At 71.4% G+C, this 17,290-nt stretch carries 16 protein-coding genes; 14 read left to right on the top strand and 2 right to left on the bottom strand.

What is annotated here, in order from left to right:
• Positions 1 to 68 precede the first annotated feature (68 nt).
• The 11 genes from JSY13_RS12190 (at position 69) to JSY13_RS12140 (ending at position 11,702) form a co-directional block, all read left to right on the top strand.
• A complete protein-coding gene (locus JSY13_RS12190; RefSeq protein ID WP_259606918.1) occupies positions 69 to 1,415 on the top strand; it encodes a dihydrolipoamide acetyltransferase family protein in 1,347 nt (448 codons plus the stop codon).
• A gap of 232 nt (positions 1,416 to 1,647) precedes the next feature.
• Positions 1,648 to 2,703: an IS110 family RNA-guided transposase gene (locus JSY13_RS12185; RefSeq protein ID WP_432806392.1), complete on the top strand. Its 1,056-nt coding sequence runs from the start codon at positions 1,648 to 1,650 to the stop codon at positions 2,701 to 2,703.
• A gap of 298 nt (positions 2,704 to 3,001) precedes the next feature.
• On the top strand, positions 3,002 to 4,063 hold the full coding sequence (locus JSY13_RS12180) for a metal ABC transporter solute-binding protein, Zn/Mn family (RefSeq protein WP_259606917.1): 1,062 nt from the start codon (positions 3,002 to 3,004) through the stop codon (positions 4,061 to 4,063).
• Between the two features lie 17 nt (positions 4,064 to 4,080).
• The gene (locus JSY13_RS12175; RefSeq protein ID WP_259606916.1) at positions 4,081 to 4,887 is read left to right on the top strand and encodes a metal ABC transporter ATP-binding protein; all 807 of its coding nucleotides are present in this window, start codon (positions 4,081 to 4,083) and stop codon (positions 4,885 to 4,887) included.
• On the top strand, positions 4,884 to 5,738 hold the full coding sequence (locus JSY13_RS12170) for a metal ABC transporter permease (protein ID WP_259606915.1): 855 nt from the start codon (positions 4,884 to 4,886) through the stop codon (positions 5,736 to 5,738). Before JSY13_RS12175 ends, JSY13_RS12170 begins: the two co-directional genes overlap by 4 nt.
• 55 nt (positions 5,739 to 5,793) lie before the next feature.
• Positions 5,794 to 7,119, top strand: coding sequence for a DivIVA domain-containing protein (locus tag JSY13_RS12165; RefSeq protein WP_259606914.1), 1,326 nt, complete (start codon positions 5,794 to 5,796; stop codon positions 7,117 to 7,119).
• Between the two features lie 59 nt (positions 7,120 to 7,178).
• Positions 7,179 to 7,595, top strand: a complete 417-nt coding sequence (locus JSY13_RS12160; RefSeq protein WP_259606913.1) for a Fur family transcriptional regulator — start codon at positions 7,179 to 7,181, stop codon at positions 7,593 to 7,595.
• Positions 7,592 to 8,620: a permease gene (locus tag JSY13_RS12155; RefSeq protein WP_259606912.1), complete on the top strand. Its 1,029-nt coding sequence runs from the start codon at positions 7,592 to 7,594 to the stop codon at positions 8,618 to 8,620. The genes JSY13_RS12160 and JSY13_RS12155 overlap by 4 nt, the downstream gene beginning before the upstream one ends.
• Complete coding sequence (locus tag JSY13_RS12150) at positions 8,613 to 9,389, top strand: TIGR03943 family putative permease subunit (protein ID WP_259606911.1); 777 nt, start codon at positions 8,613 to 8,615, stop codon at positions 9,387 to 9,389. The genes JSY13_RS12155 and JSY13_RS12150 overlap by 8 nt, the downstream gene beginning before the upstream one ends.
• 214 nt (positions 9,390 to 9,603) lie before the next feature.
• Positions 9,604 to 11,040, top strand: coding sequence for an Ig-like domain-containing domain (locus JSY13_RS12145; RefSeq protein WP_259606910.1), 1,437 nt, complete (start codon positions 9,604 to 9,606; stop codon positions 11,038 to 11,040).
• On the top strand, positions 11,037 to 11,702 hold the full coding sequence (locus JSY13_RS12140; RefSeq protein WP_259606909.1) for a DNA-3-methyladenine glycosylase: 666 nt from the start codon (positions 11,037 to 11,039) through the stop codon (positions 11,700 to 11,702). Before JSY13_RS12145 ends, JSY13_RS12140 begins: the two co-directional genes overlap by 4 nt.
• 58 nt (positions 11,703 to 11,760) lie before the next feature.
• On the opposite strand, the gene JSY13_RS12135 is transcribed toward JSY13_RS12140, so the two are convergent.
• Both JSY13_RS12135 and JSY13_RS12130 read right to left on the bottom strand, forming a co-directional pair.
• Positions 11,761 to 12,771, bottom strand: coding sequence for a LacI family DNA-binding transcriptional regulator (locus JSY13_RS12135; RefSeq protein ID WP_432806416.1), 1,011 nt, complete (start codon positions 12,769 to 12,771; stop codon positions 11,761 to 11,763).
• Positions 12,761 to 13,960, bottom strand: coding sequence for a Gfo/Idh/MocA family protein (locus JSY13_RS12130; protein WP_259606907.1), 1,200 nt, complete (start codon positions 13,958 to 13,960; stop codon positions 12,761 to 12,763). Before JSY13_RS12130 ends, JSY13_RS12135 begins: the two co-directional genes overlap by 11 nt.
• A gap of 187 nt (positions 13,961 to 14,147) precedes the next feature.
• Between JSY13_RS12130 and JSY13_RS12125 the strand changes: the two genes are divergently transcribed.
• From JSY13_RS12125 to JSY13_RS12115, 3 genes are read left to right on the top strand one after another with little or no spacing between them, the layout of a single operon-like run.
• Entirely contained in the window at positions 14,148 to 15,386 is a 1,239-nt protein-coding gene (locus JSY13_RS12125) for an ABC transporter substrate-binding protein (protein ID WP_259606906.1), read from the top strand.
• Entirely contained in the window at positions 15,383 to 16,315 is a 933-nt protein-coding gene (locus JSY13_RS12120; RefSeq protein WP_259606905.1) for a carbohydrate ABC transporter permease, read from the top strand. The genes JSY13_RS12125 and JSY13_RS12120 overlap by 4 nt, the downstream gene beginning before the upstream one ends.
• Positions 16,312 to 17,151: a carbohydrate ABC transporter permease gene (locus JSY13_RS12115; protein WP_259606904.1), complete on the top strand. Its 840-nt coding sequence runs from the start codon at positions 16,312 to 16,314 to the stop codon at positions 17,149 to 17,151. Before JSY13_RS12120 ends, JSY13_RS12115 begins: the two co-directional genes overlap by 4 nt.
• The last annotated feature ends 139 nt before the right edge of the window (positions 17,152 to 17,290 follow it).

The raw sequence follows: 17,290 nt of genomic DNA, 5'->3' as shown, positions 1-17,290 counted from the left end.
CCTTTCCGGTCGTTGAGCGAGGAGCGCAGCGACGAGACGAAACGCCATCTTCACGAAGGATTCCTCATATGAGCACCCAGACGTTCACCCTCCCCGACGTCGGCGAAGGTCTCACCGAGGCCGAGATCGTCTCCTGGAAGGTCTCCCCGGGCGACACCGTCGCGATCAACGACGTCATCTGCGAGATCGAGACCGCGAAGTCCCTGGTCGAGCTGCCCTCGCCGCACGCCGGCACGGTCGGGGAGCTCCTCGTCAGCGAGGGCACCACCGTCGAGGTCGGCGCGCCGATCATCACCATCGTGACGGCGGATGCCGCGGAGGCGCCGCGCGCCGCCGCATCCGAAGCGCCCGCGGCGCCCGCGGCGAAGGACGCCGGCAGCGGCTCGGTCCTCGTCGGCTACGGCACCGGCGGCGACGTCACCTCCCGACGCAAGCGCCCCGCCGAGCGGCCGGTGCGCTCCTCGGTCGGGGTGATCGCGAAGCCCCCGATCCGCAAGCTCGCCCGCGACCTCGGCGTGGACCTGGCATCCGTCACCCCGACCGGAGCCGACGGCGAGGTGACCCGCGAGGACGTCGTCAAGCACGCCTCTCAGGCGAGCGTGTTCCGCAACATCGAAACCCCGGACTGGGGCGACGTGCGCGAGGAGACCGTCCCCGCGCCGCAGGCGAAGCCGGTGGGCGTCGCGCGCGGCATCCAGCCCGGCTCCGACCCGTCCCGCACCGAGGCCATCCCGGTGAAGGGCGTGCGCAAGGCCAGCGCGAACGCGATGGTGCAGAGCGCCTACACCGCCCCGCACGTGACCGTGTGGAAGGAGGTCGACGCCACCCGCACGATGGAGCTCGTGAAGCGCCTCAAGGCCTCGCCCGACTTCGCCGACATCAAGGTCTCGCCGCTGCTGATCATGGCCCGCGCCGTGATCTGGGCCGTCCGTCGCACGCCGATGGTGAACGCCGCGTGGATCGAGACCGAGGACGGCGCCGAGATCGCCGTGCGCCACTACGTGAACCTCGGCATCGCGGCCGCCACCCCGCGCGGCCTCATCGTGCCGAACATCAAGGACGCGCAGAACCTCGGCATGCGCGATCTCGCCCGCGCCCTGAACCGCCTGACGCTCACCGCCCGCGAGGGCAAGACCACGCCGGCGGATCAGCAGGGCGGCACGATCACGATCACGAACATCGGCGTGTTCGGGATGGATGCCGGGACGCCGATCATCAACCCGGGCGAGGCCGGCATCGTGGCGATGGGCACCATCAGCCAGCGCCCGTGGGTCGTCGACGGGGAGGTGCGTCCGCGCTGGGTGACCACGGTCGCCGGGTCCTTCGACCACCGTGTGATCGACGGAGACGGCATGAGCCGCTTCATCGCCGACGTCGCCGCCGTGCTCGAGGAACCCGCGCTGCTCGTCGACTGACAGTGATGATGGTGGTGGGAGCCCCGCAGCGGTTGTCCTGACTCAGCGACTGACTGACTACGGGTCTTGAACGCGATCTGTCGTTCGATCGCTGCGGGGCTGCCATGCACTCACCGTGCGAGGGTTGTGACCTCATAGGAGCCTGTGCCAGCAGGCACCCATCACTGTCTTGTCCGCTCGCTCTCGGATGGTGCGTGCCGTCCGATCGGAGAGTTGAGAGGAAGGGACGGCGATGACCACCATCGCACGAGAAGAGCAGCAGGACCAGGTCATGATCGTGGCGGGTATCGACACGCATGGCGATTCCCACACCGCGGCGGTCATCGACACCACCGGCCGGCTGCTCGGGAGCGCGCAGTTCCCCGCGAATCGTTCCGGTTATGCCGCGTTGCTGAGTTGGGCGTGTGCGTTCGGTGTGCTCGTGATCGCGGGGATCGAGGGCACCGGCGCATACGGTGCCGGTCTTGCCCGTCACCTGCGCGCTGCGGGTGTCGAGCTGCGGGAAGTGGACCGACCGGACCGGAAGTCGCGGCGCTTTGCCGGTAAGTCCGACCCGCTGGACGCGGAAGCTGCCGCCCGGGCAGCGTTGGCAGGCACACGATCGGGGATCCCGAAGGACCGAGCAGGGAAGGTGGAAGCGCTCCGCAATCTGCGGATCGCCAGGCGCAGCGCCGTGACCCAGCGCGCCGACTGTCAACGCCGGATGAAGGCGATCATCGTCACCGCACCCGACGCGCTCCGCGAACGGTTGCGGGGGCTGTCAGACCGGGAGCTGATCGAGGTATGTGCCGCTGCACGTCCCGACACCACACGCGCCGACGAACCCGAGCAGGCATCGAAGATCGCGCTGCGCGCTCTCGCACGCCGCCACCAGTCGCTGACCGCCGAGATCGCCGAACTCGACGCACTCATCGACCCTCTCGTCGCGGACATCAACCCGCGGCTGCTCGCCCTCAACGGGGTCGGCGCCGATGTCGCCGGGCAACTGCTCGTCACCGCTGGCGAGAACCCCGGCCGGCTCCGTTCCGAAGCCGCATTCGCGATGCTCTGCGGCGTCGCGCCCATCCCCGCCTCATCAGGCAAAACCCACCGACACCGCCTCAACCGCGGCGGCGACCGCCACGCGAACGCCGCGCTCTACCGCATCGTGCTCTGCCGGCTCCGCTGGGATCCCAGAACCCGCGCTTACGCCGCCCGACGCACCACCGAGGGCCTCTCGAAGAAGGACATCATCCGCTGCCTCAAACGCCTCATCGCCCGCGAGATCTACACCGCCCTCACCACTTGACATCCATAGGAGCATCGCGGCGGGGCGGCTCGCCGCGCGCGTCTGCGCGGTCGCGGGGTCTTTGCGGTCGCGGGGAGCTTCCCGCATCCCCCGGTGGGCAGTGCGATGCGTTTTCCTTCTGGCGGGGAGCGGCCCCGTGATCGCCGGGAGCTTTCCGCATCGGGGAGGGGTGTGGCGGGCCGCTGAAGCAGCAGAACGGCACAAACAGACGCCCGGGGGAGCGGGGCGGTGGGAGGGCGGTGGGAAGGGCGGGCGGCCGGTATGATAATGGTTCTCATTAGCAGGTAGGCTGGGCGGTATGAAGAAGTCTGCCGTCACCCTCGCCGCCGCATCCGTCGCCGCTCTCGCGCTCACGGGGTGCTCCACGTCGGCGAACGGGGCGGCCGGCGGCGATGCCGTCCAGGTCGTCGCCTCCACCAACGTGTACGGCGACCTCGTCGCACAGATCGGCGGCGACCGGGTCGAGGTCACCTCGCTGATCGCCTCGGCGACGAAGGATCCGCACTCCTACGAGCCGACCGCCCGCGACCGCCTCACCGTGCAGGGCGCGGACCTCCTCATCGAGAACGGCGGCGGCTACGACGGCTTCCTCGAGGAGCTGCGCGAGGGGTCGGATGCCCCGGTCATCACCGCGGCCGAGTTCTCCCACGACTTCCCCGGCGCGGAGGAGCACGGCACCGACGAGCACGACCACGAGGAGCACAGCGACGGCGAGCACGCCGACGCCCCAGCCGAAACCGACGCCGCCGAAACGGACGCCCCGGCGGACACCGAAGCGCCGGCCGAGGACGAGCACGCCGACGAGCACGGCCACGAGGGCCACGACCACATCGAGGGCTTCAACGAGCACGTCTGGTTCGACGTGCACACCATGGTCCACGTCGTGGAGCAGATCGCCGCGGACCTGACCGAGCTCGACCCGGAGGGTGAGAAGGAGTTCGCCGCCAACGCGGAGGAGCTCGTCGCCGAGCTGGAGGACCTCGAGGCCGAGCTCGACACCCTGCACGGACAGCACGAAGGCACGCCGGTGTTCCTCACCGAGCCGCTGGCCGGCTACCTGGCCGCGTCCGCCGGGCTCGAGAACGCCACCCCCGAGGGCTTCGACGAGGCGGTCGAGGAGGGCAGCGACGTCGCCCCGGCCACGCTGCTCGACGCCCTCGCCGTCGTCGAGGGCGGGCAGGTGGCCGCCGTGCTGACCAACGCCCAGACCGGTGGCGCCGAGACCGAGCGGGTCGAGGCGGCCGCCGAGAAGGCCGGCATCCCCGTCGTCGCGTTCACGGAACTGCTCGAGCCCGAACAGTCGTACGCTGAGTGGATGCGCGCCGCGATCGACGACCTCGCCGCCGCGCTCTCCCAGTGAGCGGCGGCGCGGCGCCCGTGTCGGGGCGTCCCGTCCTGGAGATCCGTGGCGCGGCCCTCCACCGCGGCGACCGCGAGCTCTGGTCGGGCCTGGACCTCGACGTGCATCCGGGCGAGTTCCTCGCCGTGCTCGGTCCCTCCGGCTCCGGGAAGACCACGCTGCTGCGCAGCATCCTGGGCCTGCAGCCGCTCTCCGGGGGCAGCATCCGCGTCGGCGGCGCCCCGGTCCACCGCGGCAACCCGCGCATCGGCTACATCCCGCAGCAGCGTCCGCTGCCGGCCGATACCGCCATGCGCGCCCGCGACCTGGTCGCGCTCGGCGTGAACGGCACCCGGTTCGGGCTGCCGATCCCGCGCCGCGGTGACCGCGCGCGCGTGGACGCCCTGCTGGCGGGCGTCGGCGCCGCGCACTACGCGGAACGGCGGGTCGGCCTGCTCTCCGGCGGCGAGCAGCAGCGGCTCCGCGTCGGCCAGGCCCTCGCCGGCGACCCGGCGCTGCTGCTCTGCGACGAGCCGCTGTCGAACCTCGACCTCGCCAACCAGCGCGGCGTGACCGGCATCATCGACCGGCAGCGGCGCGAGCGCGACGCGGCGGTGCTGTTCGTCACGCACGACATCAACCCGATCCTCGACCGCGTCGACCGCATCCTCTACATCGCCGGCGGCCGGTTCGTGCTCGGCACGCCCGACGAGGTGCTGCAGAGCCACGTGCTCACCGACCTGTACGGCACCCCGGTGTTCGTGCTGCGCGCCGGCGGCCGGCTGGTCGTCGTCGGCATCCCCGACGCCGACACCCACCACGAGCACGAGGGGGCCGAGGCGTGACCCCGCTCGTGGACTGGAGCGACGTGTTCTCCTTCCAGGACTACGGCGCGCTCCTGGCGCTCCTGGCGAACTCGCTCATCGCCGGTGCCGTCCTCGGCGTGGTCGGCGGCCTGGTCGGCGTGTTCGTCATGCAGCGCGACCTGGCCTTCGCGGTGCACGGGGTCAGCGAGCTGTCCTTCGCGGGCGCCGCGGCAGCCCTGCTGTTCGGCGGCAGCGTCGTGGCCGGCTCCCTCGGCGGCGCGCTCGTCGCCGCGATCCTCATCGGCGTGCTCGGCGCCAAGGCCCGCGACCGCAACTCGGTCGTCGGGGTTTTGATGCCGTTCGGTCTGGGTCTGGGCATCCTGTTCCTGTCGCTGTACGAGGGGCGCAGTGCGAACCGCTTCGGCCTGCTCACCGGCCAGATCGTGTCGGTGTCCAGCCCCGACCTCGGCTGGCTGATCGGCATCAGCGTGGCCGTGCTGGCCGGGCTGCTGCTGATGTGGCATCCGCTCCGCTTCGACTCGCTGGATCCGGAGTCCGCGGCCGCCCGCGGCGTGCCGACCCGCGTGGTCAGCCTGGCGTTCATGGTGATCCTCGGCCTGATCGTCGCGGTCAGCGTGCACATCATCGGCGCGCTGCTCGTGATGGCGCTGCTGGTCACTCCGGCGGCCGCCGCGATGCGCGTGAGTGCCGGCCCGGTCGCGGTGCCGCTGCTGGCCGCGCTGTTCGGGTTCGTCTCCGCCGTCGGCGGCATCCTGCTGGCGCTTGCGGGCACCCTGCCGGTGAGCCCCTACATCACCACGATCTCCTTCCTCATCTACGGCGGATGCTGGCTGGTGCAGCGGGGACGCCAACGCGTCCGTCGCGGCTGACGCGAGGTGACATCATGGATGCCGGGGGGCAGGCGACTTCAGAAAGGCACGACAGGTGAGCGAGACGCACGAGTCCGATGACGCCCAGAACGGCGACTTCTTCGATCAGCTGCTGACGACGGCGCCCAAGGAGCACTCCTCGTTCACGCAGGCGTTCCGCGGGTACGACAAGGCGGAGGTGGATGCCGCGATCGCCACGCTCCGCGACCAGCTGCGCCGGGTGACCGCCGATCTGGCATCCGTGGAGGAGCGGCACCGCGCCGAGCTGGACCGGGTGCGCGCCGAGTCCGAGACCGAGTTGCAGACGCTCCGGGCCGACAGCGAGGAGCGCGTCGCCCGGCTCGAGGAGGAGCTCGCTGCGGCGAGGGCGCAGGCCGAGGATGCCGCGCAGCAGGTGAGCACCCTGGCATCCGAACTGGCCGAGGGCACGCGTGGCGCGAGCGGTGACGAGCCGCAGAGCCGGGCCCAGTTCGAGGCCGTGCTGCGCGTCGCAGAAGAACAGGCCAGCGTGCTCATCCACAACGCCGCCACCCAGGCCGAGCGGCTGCTGCAGGCCGCCCGCGAGGAGGCCGAGGCCAAGCGCGCCGAGCTGGATGCGGACGTCGCGCGCATCACCGCGCAGGCCCAGCACGACGCCGACCAGGTGCGCCTGAAGATCGAGACGGAGTACACCGCCCATCAGGCGCGCATCGAGCGCGAGGCGGCGCACGCCGCCGAGAAGGTGGCGCAGGCCGAGCAGGAGGCGGCGACGATCCGCACCGAGGCCGAGAAGGGCGCCGCCGCGCTGCGCGCGATGGTCACGCGCGAGACCACCGACCTGCGCGCCGCCGCCGAGCGCGAGGTGCGCGAGATGAACGCCCGCGTGCTCGAGTTCGAGGAGACGCTGACCCGCCGGCAGGACGACGCGCAGCAGGAGTTCCTGGTGCTGCACAACCAGGCCGTCGCGCACGCCGAGCGGATCACCGCGGACGCCAACGAGCAGGTGCAGGCCTCCCTCGAGCACGCCCAGCGGATCTCCGCGAAGGCGGAGGACTACGAGCGGCTGATGCGCTCGCAGGCGCAGGCGATCGAGGCGGACGCCCAGGTGAAGGCGCGCGAGATCCTCGACCGCGCCCGGGTCAAGGCGCAGAAGATCGTCGAGACGGTCACCGCGCACGCGACCGGCGTGCTGCGCGATGCGGAGGACCGCACCCGTCAGCTGCGCTGGCAGCAGCAGCAGCTCACCAGCTTCATGGCCGAGGTGCGCGAGCTCATCCGCCCGGAGGGTGTGCTGCTCGGGGCATCGGGGACGGATGATGCCGCGCCGTCGGCCGAGGAAACGGATGCCCCGGCATCCGAGGCGGCCGCGGAGCCCGACGGGGTCCTGGAACCGACGCCCTGACGCCTCCGGCGGGTGGAGCTCCCAGCCGGGGCGGAGCGGCGCCGCCTAGACTCGGCTGTATGGCTCAGCGGAACACCTGGCAGCGCGAACGAGTGCGTGACGCGCTCGCGGACGCGCGCGGGTTCGTGAGCGCGCAGGCCCTGCATGCGACCCTGCGCGAGGCAAACACCGGCATCGGGCTGGCCACGGTCTACCGTGCGCTCGCCGGGCTCGCGGCATCCGGCGACGCCGACTCGCTGCAGAGCCCGGAGGGCGAGGCGCTCTACCGCGCCTGCACCACGCAGGGTCATCACCACCACGTGATCTGCCGCTCCTGCGGGCTGACGGTCGAGATCGAGGCGAAGGACGTCGAGCAGTGGGCGCAGCGCACCGCGTCGCAGCACGGCTTCCGCGACGCCGAGCACGTCGTCGACATCTTCGGCCTGTGCGCCTCGTGCTCAGCGGCACGCGTGCGCGACGGCGGGGCGGGCGAGTGACGCACACCGCCGTTCCGGCTCGCCCGGCGACCCGGCCGCCGCGGCGCGTCTCGCCCTGGGCGGGCGCGGGCATCGGCCTGGGCATCCTGGCCGTGCTGCTCCTCATCGACGTGTTCGCGCCCGCGCTGTTCCCGGCCGGCCTGCCGACGCGGATGCAGGACGGGCTCACGCTCACGCTCAGCGTCCTCATCGAGGCGCTGCCCTGGGTGATCCTGGGCGTCGTGCTGTCGATCGTGGTGCAGGTGTGGCTGCCGGCGGATGCCCTGCAGCGCTGGCTTCCCTGGAATCCCTGGGGCCGCCGGGCCGTGCTGTCCGCGCTCGGCATGGTCGTCCCGGTCTGCGAGTGCGGCAACGTGCCGTTCGCCCGCGGCCTGATGATGCGCGGTCTCGGTCCGTCCGACGCGCTCACCTTCCTCATCGCCGCGCCGATCGTGAACCCGATCGTGATCCTCACCACCCACGCCGCGTTCGGCTGGGACGGCGGCATCCTGGTCGCGCGCCTCCTCGGCGGTTACGCGATCGCCAACCTCATCGGGTGGATCTACAGCCGGCATCCGGACCCGCAGGCGATGCTGACCGCACGGTTCGTGGACACCTGCGAGCTCGTCACGCATGAGCCCGGCAGCCCGGTGCACCGCAGCCTGACCCAGTTCCTCGTCGAGCTGCGCGCCGTGATGCCGGCGCTGGTGATCGGCTCGGCGCTGGCCGGCGCGGTGCAGGTGCTGGTGCCCCGCGACGTGCTGCTCGCGATCGGGGCGAACCCGGTGCTGTCCATCGTCGCCATGGTCGCCCTCGCGATGACCGTGGCGATCTGCTCCAACGTGGACGCGTTCTTCGCGCTGTCGTTCGCCTCCACCTTCTCCGCCGGGGCGATCATCGCGTTCCTGCTGGTCGGACCCCTCGTCGACGTGAAGATGCTCGCCCTGCTGCGCACCACCTTCACCGGCCGGGTGCTGGCGGGGATCGTCGGCGTCGTCGTGCTCGCCGCCTGCGCCATCGGGATCGGGGTGAACGTCCTTGTCTGAGCGCCTCTCCGAGCGCAACCGCGCCCTCCTGAACCGCTGGCTCGGCGTCGGCCTCGCCGCCGTCATCGCCGTGGTGACCATCGTCCTCGGCGTCACCGGGCGGCTGACGCTCTACATCAGCCCGGAGACGGTCTGGTTCGCGTGCGCCGCGGCCGTGGTCACGCTCGGCGTCGCGGTGTGGTCGTGCACGCTGCCGCTGGGCGCCGAGGAGCACCACGCGCACGATCACGCGCACGAGCACGGGACGGATGCCGGCGCCCGCCGCACCCTCGCGACCGCGGCGGTCATCAGCGGCGGGGTCATCGCGACCGGCACCGTGCTGGCGGCCCTGGTGCTGCCGCCGGCGTCGCTGTCGGCCGAGCTCGCGATGTCCCGCGCGGGGGAGCGCACGACCCTGTTCGCCGGCGCCGACGACGTCTCGCTCGGGATCGCCGACACCACCACGTTCGGGGTGGGCGAGTGGTCGAGCGTGTTCGCCACGGCCACGCGGCCGGAGGCGTACGACGGCTCGACCGTGACGCTCACCGGTTTCGTCACGCCGTCGGATGCCGGGGGCCTGAACCTCACGCGCATGGTGATCACCCACTGCGTGATCGACGCGCAGCCCGCATCCGTCCCGCTCGCCGAGCCGGAGGACGCCGGCAGCCTCGCGACCGGCGACTGGATCGAGGTCACCGGCACCGTGCGCGCCGACGGGGACGGCACCCTGCGGATCGAGCCGGCCTCGGTGACGAAGGTCGACGAGCCGAAGGACCCGTATGAGTACTGACGGCGACCGGCCCCTCACCCGCGCCCAGCTCCGCGCCCTCCGTGCTTCCCAGTCGTCGACTGAGCACGCCGACGGCTCCCGGTCGTTGAGCGAGCACGCCGAAGGCGAGCGAGACGAAACGCCCCCCGCGGCGGATCCCCGCCCCGCGGCGGACGCTTCGACGGGCTCAGCGTCCGCACCTTCCGGCGAGCAGGACGCCGTCCCATCCCGGTCGTTGAGCGAGCACCGCGTAGCGGAGCGAGACGAAACGCGTTCCGCCGGTCGGAGCGTTTCGTCTCGTGGGGCGAGCCGCCGCTTCCCGCTGACGCTCCTCGCCGTCCTCGGCATCCTCGCCCTCGTGGTCGGGGTGCTGGGCGTCGTCAGCCTGGTGCAGGGACCGCGGCTGAGCGACGTCCAGGCCTCACCCGCCGAGGCGATCGAGACCTCCGGCAGCCGGGTCATCCTCACCGCGAACCAGGCGCTCGCCGAGGTCGATCCCGAGCAGGTCACCGTCGAGCCCGCCGCCCCCTTCACCGTCGACGCGGCCGGGCGCAGCATCGGCATCCGCTTCACCGCCCCGCTCGACGACGCCACCGACTACACCGTGCGGGTCTCCGACGTCACCGCCGCCGGCGGCGGCCCGGCCGCCGACCTCGCCACGAGCTTCCGCACCCCGGCCGCGCAGATCTTCCTGCTGCAGCGCTCCGCGGACGGCGAGGACCGCATCTTCAGCACCGACCTCACCGGCGAGAAGGGCGTGCCGGTGTTCGCGCACCCGCGGATCAGCGACTTCCGCAGCACCCCCGACGCTCTCGTGGTCGCGGTCGAGGAGGAGGACGGCTCCCGGCTGCTGGTGATGGACCGCGACGGATCCGGCCAGCGCGAGCTGGAGCTGCCCGGGGAGGGCCACGTCTCCTCGGTGCAGGTCTCCGACCGCGGCGGCCTCGTCGGCTACAGCTACTCCGACCGCGAGCTCACCGACACCTCCGGCCGCGCCAGCATCCTCGTCACCCAGCCGCTCAGCGGCACCGGCGCCCCGCGCATCGTCGAGGTCGGCGGCGCGGAGGCCAGCGTCGCCGACTGGGAGTTCGTGCCCGACTCGTCCTCCCTCCTGTTCATCGACTTCGACGGCGCCCTCGCCGTCGAGGACCCGACCTCGGACGAGGGCGTCAAGCCGCTCGGCCTCGCCGCGAGCATCCTCGGCATCAGCCGCGGCACCTACACCGCGATCGTGGAGCGCACGGATGCCTCGCTCGTCGAGCTGAACCTCCTCGACGGCAGTGAGCAGCCGCTCGCCCCGACCGACCCCGACTACGGCCGCCCCACCACGATCGTCCCCTACCCGGGCGGCACGCTGCGTCACGTCGTGCAGCGCGACGACAGCGGCATGCCCACGGGGCAGGCGGTGATCCGGGTCGACGCCGACGGCCGCGCCGCGCCGATCGCCGAGGTGAGCGGGACGGATGCCATCCTGCAGGCGTGCGCCTCGCCGAGCGGCCAGTACGCCGGCGTCGTCGTCGCGCCCGACCTGCCGACCAACCCCTACGACGACCTGCTGCTCCCGCTGCCGACGACCCTGCACACCCGGCTGATCGACCTGGCCGGGGAGCAGGAGCTGCCGACGCTGAACGGCTTCGACATCTCGTGGTGCCGGGTGGCGCCGCGCCCGTGAGCGCGACCCTGCGTCGCGCCGGCCGCGACGACCTCCTCGGCCTGCCGCTCGAGGTCGCCCCGCGGCTCCTCGGCGGCGAGCTGCGCACCGTCGTCGACGGCGCCCAGGTGCGGCTGCGGCTCACCGAGGTGGAGGCCTATCACGGCCGCGGCACCGGCGATCAGCCCGACCCCGGCTCGCACGCCCGCATGGGCCGTACCGCCCGCAACGCCACCATGTGGGGCGAGCCGGGGCACCTGTACATCTATCTCAGCCACGGCATCCACTCCTGCGTCAACGTGGTCTGCGCCCCGGACGGGGTCGCCGGCGGGGTGCTGCTGCGCGCCGCCGAAGTCGTCGGCGGGACGGATGCCGCGGCGGCCCGCTCCGGCCGCACCGGCCGCGACCTCGCCCGCGGGCCCGGCCGGCTCGGCCAGGTGTCGGGGCTGCGGCATCCGCGCCACGACGGCATCGACGCCGTCACGGGCATGCCGCTGCACGGCGCGACGGCGGAGCTGTGGCTCGGCGACCCGCTCCCCGATGTCGCGACCGGCCCGCGGGTCGGCGTCGCCGGCCACGCCGGCACCCAGGCGTTCCCATGGCGGTTCTGGATCCCGGGCGACCCGACGGTCTCGCCGTTCCGCTGGGGCCGTGGGGCGGCCGCCGCGGCATCCGCCGGCTGAGCCGGGCCCGCGGCGCGGAGGCCGGCGCGCACGCGCGCACCCCGCACACGGCCCGGTGTCAGCTCCCGGATGCCGAGGTGCAGCCGCAGGACTCCCGCACCCGCAGGCGCGTGGTCAGCTCGTGGAAGCGCCGCTCCGGGTCCGGGTTCACCAGCGCTGCGATCGCCGTCTCCGCCATCTCGGCGAGCGGCTGCACGGCGGTGGTGAGCCGCGGCCAGACGAAGTCGGCGGGGACGGTGCCGTCGAAGGAGGCCACTGCGATGTCCTCCGGCACCCGCACGCCGTGCTCGTGCAGCGCGGTGAGCATCCCGATCGCGATCTGATCGGATGCGGCCAGCACGCCCCGCGGCATCCGCTCGGCGTTCGCGAGCCGCACGCCGGCCTCGTAGCCGCCCTGGTACGTGAACGGAGTGTGGATGAGCGGGCCCAGCGGCAGGCGCGCGGCCGACAGCGCCTCCGACCAGCCGCGCTCGCGCTCGTCGTAGCGGGCGGCGCTGCCGACGAACGCGATGTCCTGGTAGCCGTGCCCGATCAGATGCTCGACGACCTCGCGCGCGCCCCGGCAGAAGTCCACGCCGACCCCGGCGAGCCCCTCGGTCTCGCCGAACTGCCCGATCATCACCGTCGGAATGTTCAGCGACGCCACGAGCGCCTGCTCCCCGGCGGTGAGCACGGTGGCGATCAGGAGCGCGTCCACCTGACGCGCGGCGAGCTCGCGGATCTGCTCGCCCGGGTCGGCCTGGTCGCGGTCGGAGTTCACGATCAGCAGCGACCGGCCCTGGTCGGCGCTCGCCTTGTCCAGGGCGTGGCAGAGCTCGGCGAAGAACGGGTTCCGGTTGTCGTGCACGAGCAGGCCGAACATGTCGGCCGATCCCATCGACAGCGCCCGCGCGGCCGCATTCGGCCGGTACCCGAGCACGCGCACCGCGTCGAGCACCCGCTCCCGGGTGAGCGGTGCGACCGGCTTCGGGCCGTCATTGAGCACGTAGCTGACGACGGCGGTGCTCACGCCCGCGTAGCGGGCCACGTCCGCGCGCGTCACCGAGCGCGCTCGGCGCTCACCCGGCATCCGCGTCCCCCATGTCCGGGATGCGCAGCCGCTCCCCGCCGCGGCGCGCGGACTCGTGCGCGATCACGCCGGGGAGCGTGAAGCGGGCCGCCTGCCAGGCGTTCACGGGCGGCAGAGTGCCGTCGGTGACCGCGCGCACGAAGTCGTCGACGAGGAAGTGGTGGCTGCCCTCGTGCCCGTTCGGCAGGCGGCGCAGCTCCTCGGGGATGCGCTCGCGGTCGTGGATCGCGGCGTAGCCGGACACGAACGCCTCGCGCAGCGCGGGTGCCACGTGCGCGAGCGACGGGTCGTCGACGGATGCCGAGGCGTGGGTGTCGATCAGGTGCGAGATGTCCTCCACCCCCTCCCTGGTCTGCCACACCGTGGTGCGGGCGAGCTGCTCGAACGAGCCCTCCGTGCCGAACCAGCGGAACCGCGATTCGCGCAGGTGCGTGGGGTAGCCGACGCGGCGGAACTCGTTGATCCGCATCGAGCCGCCGCCGGCCAGCTCGAACAGGGCGGTGGCGTTGGAGAAGTCGTTGTCGAACTGGCTGACGTCGCGGTCGAAGACGCCGTCGCCGCGCTCGTCGACCACGCCGATCGCCGACACCGCGGTGGCGTGGGTAGGCCAGGCGCCGAGCACCCCGCCGATCGAGTGCGTCGGGTACAGCAGCGGCGGGTAGCTCGCGGTCGACCGCCAGTCCTCGCCACCGGAATACTGATATGCCTCGTAGAAGCCGAGATCCATGTCGTGGACGTAGTCGCCTTCGCCGTAGAAGAGGCGCCCGAACGCGCCCTCGGCGAGCTTGGCGCGGGCGAACACCGTGGCCGGGTTGTAGTAGCTGGTCTCGCCCATCATGTAGGTCAGCCCGGTCTCCCGCACCGCCTCGATGATCGCTGCGATCTCCTCCGCCGACACCGCCATCGGCACCGCCGAGTACACGTGCTTCCCGGCGCGCAGCGCCTGCACCACGAGCGGGCCGTGCGTCCACCGCTGGGTGAAGATCGCGACGGCGTCGATCGGCGAGGCCAGCATGTCCTCGAAGCTGTCGAAGGTGCCGGCCAGCCCGGCGCTGGCGACGAGGTCGTCGGCGCGGGAGCGGATGACGTCCGTGACGTGCACGGCGGAGACACCCGGATGATGATGGAAGAGTGTGGCGAACTGACCGGCGAACTGGCCTGCGCCGACCATCCCCAGTGTGAACGCCATGCGTGGAAGTCTTCCACCGAGGTCTACCGGTGTCAACAAGGCGGGTGATCCCGGAACCTAGCCCCCCTCGAAAAGGTTCCGGGATCTTTTCCCCCAGCGATCTACGCGGGTAACATATCACGAACCGAGCGTCGCCGCATCTCCGGATGTCGAGGACAATGAAGTCGAAGGACGAGAGGTACGCATCATGAAGCATCCCGTCGCCGCCCTGGCGCTGATCTCCGTCACCGGACTGGCGCTCACCGCCTGCACGGGGGGAGGTTCCGGCGGCGACGAGGTCTCGCTCGAGGTGCAGACGAACTTCGGCTCGACCGATCCGTCCCTCGACGTGCTGCAGGAGATCACCGACCGGTACCTCGAGGAGCACCCCGGGGTGGCCATCGACCTGGTGCCCTCCACCGACACCTACGAGGCCGACGTCAAGGTGCGCCTCGCCTCGGGCGACGTGCCGGACATCTGGGCCACGCACGGGTGGTCGCTGCTGCGCTACGCGGAGTTCCTCGAGCCGCTGGACGGCCAGCCCTGGGCGGAGAACTTCAACGAGGCGCTCGCACCGGCCATGAAGGACGAGGACGGCCGGTTCTACGCCCTGCCGATCGAGACCGACGTGGCGGGCATCGTCTACAACGCCGAGGTGCTGGAGTCCGCGGGCATCGACCCGGCGTCCCTCACCGACTGGGACGCGTTCGGAGCGGCCCTGCAGAAGCTGAAGGATGCCGGGGTCATCCCGATCTCCTCCTCCGGCAAGGACAGCTGGTTCGCCGGCAACATCACCGACTTCATCGGCTCGGGTGACTTCAGCGAGGAGGCGTTCGAAGGGTTCAAGGACGGCACCTTCGACGAGGCCGGGTACACCCGGATCATGGAGATGATCGACACCTGGCGGCAGAACGGGTACTTCAACCCGGACTACTCGTCCGCGACCATGGACGACCTCGGGCGGTCGCTCGCGGAGGGGAAGACGGCGTTCATCTTCGTGCAGAACTACCTCGTCGCCACCGCGCTGGAGTTCAACCCGGTTGCGCGCATCGCGTACATGCCCATCCCGTCGCAGACCGGGCAGCCGTTCCTGGTCGGCGGCGAGGGCCGCGCGTACGGGGTCGCGAAGGACTCGCCGGACAAGGAGCAGGCCCTCGACTACCTCGCCTTCCTCGCCGAGCCGGAGAACCTCGGGGTGCTGGCCGCGTCCATCGGCGGCATCCCCGGCCTGACGAACGCCGAGAGCGACCTGGGCGTGCTGACCGAGAGCTACGAGACCTTCGTCGCACCGGGGGAGGTGCCTCTGAAGCCGTACTTCGATCGCGTGTACCTGCCCAACGGGATCTGGGACACCATGGTGTCGACCACGGATGGCGTCATCACGGGCCAGATGACCCCGGCGGATGCAGTCGCGCAGATGAAGTCGAGTTTCGACTCGCTGCAATGACGGCGACCACCGCGGTGACGGTGCCGAAGGGCGAACGGGGGACCAGGGGGGCGGTCCCCCGTTTCGCTGGTCGGGGGCTGAACCTGCTCTACCTGCCCGCGCTCGCCGTGCTCGGCCTGTTCATGCTGTGGCCGCTCCTGAACGGCGTGCTGCTGTCGCTGACCGACTGGAACGGGTACAGCGCGGCGCGCGACCTGGTCGGCGCGGCGAACTACCTGCGGCTGTTCGAGGACCCGAACTTCCGCACCGCCCTCGGCAACACCTTCATCTACGGCTTCGGGTCGACGCTCGTGCAGCAGGTGATCGGCCTCGCGCTCGCGCTCGCGCTGGACCGCGCGGTGCGCGGGCGCAACCTCGCCCGCGCGATCATCTACCTGCCCGTGCTCGTCTCGCCGGTGGTGATGGGCACGATGTACTACCTGTTCTTCGCGTACAACTCCGGCGGGCTGAACGACCTCGTGATCGCCCTCGGCGGGCAGCGCACCGCCTGGCTCAGCGAGGTCGGCACGGCCATCGCGCTCATCGTCGCGGTCAACTCGCTGCAGTTCGTCGGCGTCTCGATGGTGATCTACCTGGCCGGGCTGCAGTCCATCCCGACGATGTACTTCGAAGCCGCGCGGATCGACGGCGCGAGCAGCATCCAGTCCTTCCTGCGCATCACCGTGCCGATGCTGCAGCCGGCTTTCGCGACCAGCATCGTGCTCAACCTCATCGGCGGCCTGAAGCTGTTCGACGTCATCCAGGTGCTCACCGGCGGCGGGCCGGGGTACGCGACGAATTCGGTGTCGACTCTGATCGCGAAGATGTACTTCGACAACCAGAGCGCCGGCTACGCCTCCGCGATGGGCGTCGTGCTGTTCCTGATGATCGCGGTGTTCACCCTCGTGCTGAACACCGTGCTGAACCGCCGGCGCCTGGAGCTGCTGTGAGCGCGCCCCGGGCATCCGCCTCCTGGGGCGCGCGGCTCGCCATCGGCGGAGGCGTGCTCCTGGCCGTGCTGCTGCAGCTGCTGCCGTTCTACATCACGGTGACCTCGGCGCTGAAGGCGCGCAGCGACCTGTCCTCGCAGTGGGCGTTCCCGATCGGGGCGTGGCACTGGCAGAACTTCGCCACCGCTGTCGAGGAGGGGCACATCCTGCGCGCGATCGGGAACAGCGCGATCGTGACCGGGAGCACAACCGTGCTGGTGTGCCTGCTCGGGGCGCTCGCCGCCTACCCGCTGGCGCGCCGCCCCACGCGGGGGAACCGGCTCGTCTTCGCCGGCATCGTCGGGCTGATCATGGTGCCGCCGCTGTCCATCCTCGTGCCGCTGTACTCGATGATGAACCAGTTGAAGGCGGTGAACACGTTCTGGGGCACCATCCTGGTGATGGTGGCGATGCAGTTGCCGCTGGCGATCTTCCTGTACGCCTCGTTCATGCGCGGCCTGCCGCTGTCGATCGAGGAGGCGGCATCCGTCGACGGGGCGAATGCGGTGCAGCTGCTGTTCCGCATCGTGTTCCCGATGCTCAAGCCGGTTACCGCGACCGTGGTGATCCTCACCGGTGTGGCGGTGTGGAACGAGTACGCCATCAGCGTCTATCTCATGCGCAGCCCCGAGATGCGCACCATCGCACCGGCGATCGGGACGTTCTTCGCGACCTCGTCCAGCGACCTCGGGGCCGCGGCCGCGGCATCCCTCCTCTCCGTGCTGCCGGTGCTGGTGGTCTACCTCCTGCTGCAGCGCTACTTCATCAAGGGGATGGTGGCAGGGGCCGAGAAGTGATCCGTGCTAGGATTGCTCTTCGTCTGCGCACTCTCCTGGTGCGCAGTTCGTCCCTCCTTCATGCTCGATCGGCCCGATGCCGGTCCCTGAGCCTGTCGAAGGGGCAGACAAGGGATCTTGGGTGGGGCCGTCCGGCCTC

The sequence above is a fragment of the Microbacterium neungamense genome (assembly GCF_024971095.1).
Lineage (GTDB): Bacteria > Actinomycetota > Actinomycetes > Actinomycetales > Microbacteriaceae > Microbacterium > Microbacterium neungamense.
Note: the sequence above shows the minus strand (reverse complement) of the source record. Positions and strands in the feature narration are given on the sequence as shown.

Excerpts from the sequence above, each read along its gene's own strand:
- JSY13_RS12190 (WP_259606918.1), top strand. The coding sequence starts at position 69 with ATGAGCACCCAGACGTTCACCCTCCCCGACGTCGGCGAAGGTCTCACC.
- JSY13_RS12185 (WP_432806392.1), top strand. The coding sequence starts at position 1,648 with ATGACCACCATCGCACGAGAAGAGCAGCAGGACCAGGTCATGATCGTG.
- JSY13_RS12180 (WP_259606917.1), top strand. The coding sequence starts at position 3,002 with ATGAAGAAGTCTGCCGTCACCCTCGCCGCCGCATCCGTCGCCGCTCTC.
- JSY13_RS12160 (WP_259606913.1), top strand. The coding sequence starts at position 7,179 with ATGGCTCAGCGGAACACCTGGCAGCGCGAACGAGTGCGTGACGCGCTC.
- JSY13_RS12135 (WP_432806416.1), bottom strand. The coding sequence starts at position 12,771 with ATGCCGGGTGAGCGCCGAGCGCGCTCGGTGACGCGCGCGGACGTGGCC.
- JSY13_RS12130 (WP_259606907.1), bottom strand. The coding sequence starts at position 13,960 with ATGGCGTTCACACTGGGGATGGTCGGCGCAGGCCAGTTCGCCGGTCAG.
- JSY13_RS12125 (WP_259606906.1), top strand. The coding sequence starts at position 14,148 with ATGAAGCATCCCGTCGCCGCCCTGGCGCTGATCTCCGTCACCGGACTG.
- JSY13_RS12120 (WP_259606905.1), top strand. The coding sequence starts at position 15,383 with ATGACGGCGACCACCGCGGTGACGGTGCCGAAGGGCGAACGGGGGACC.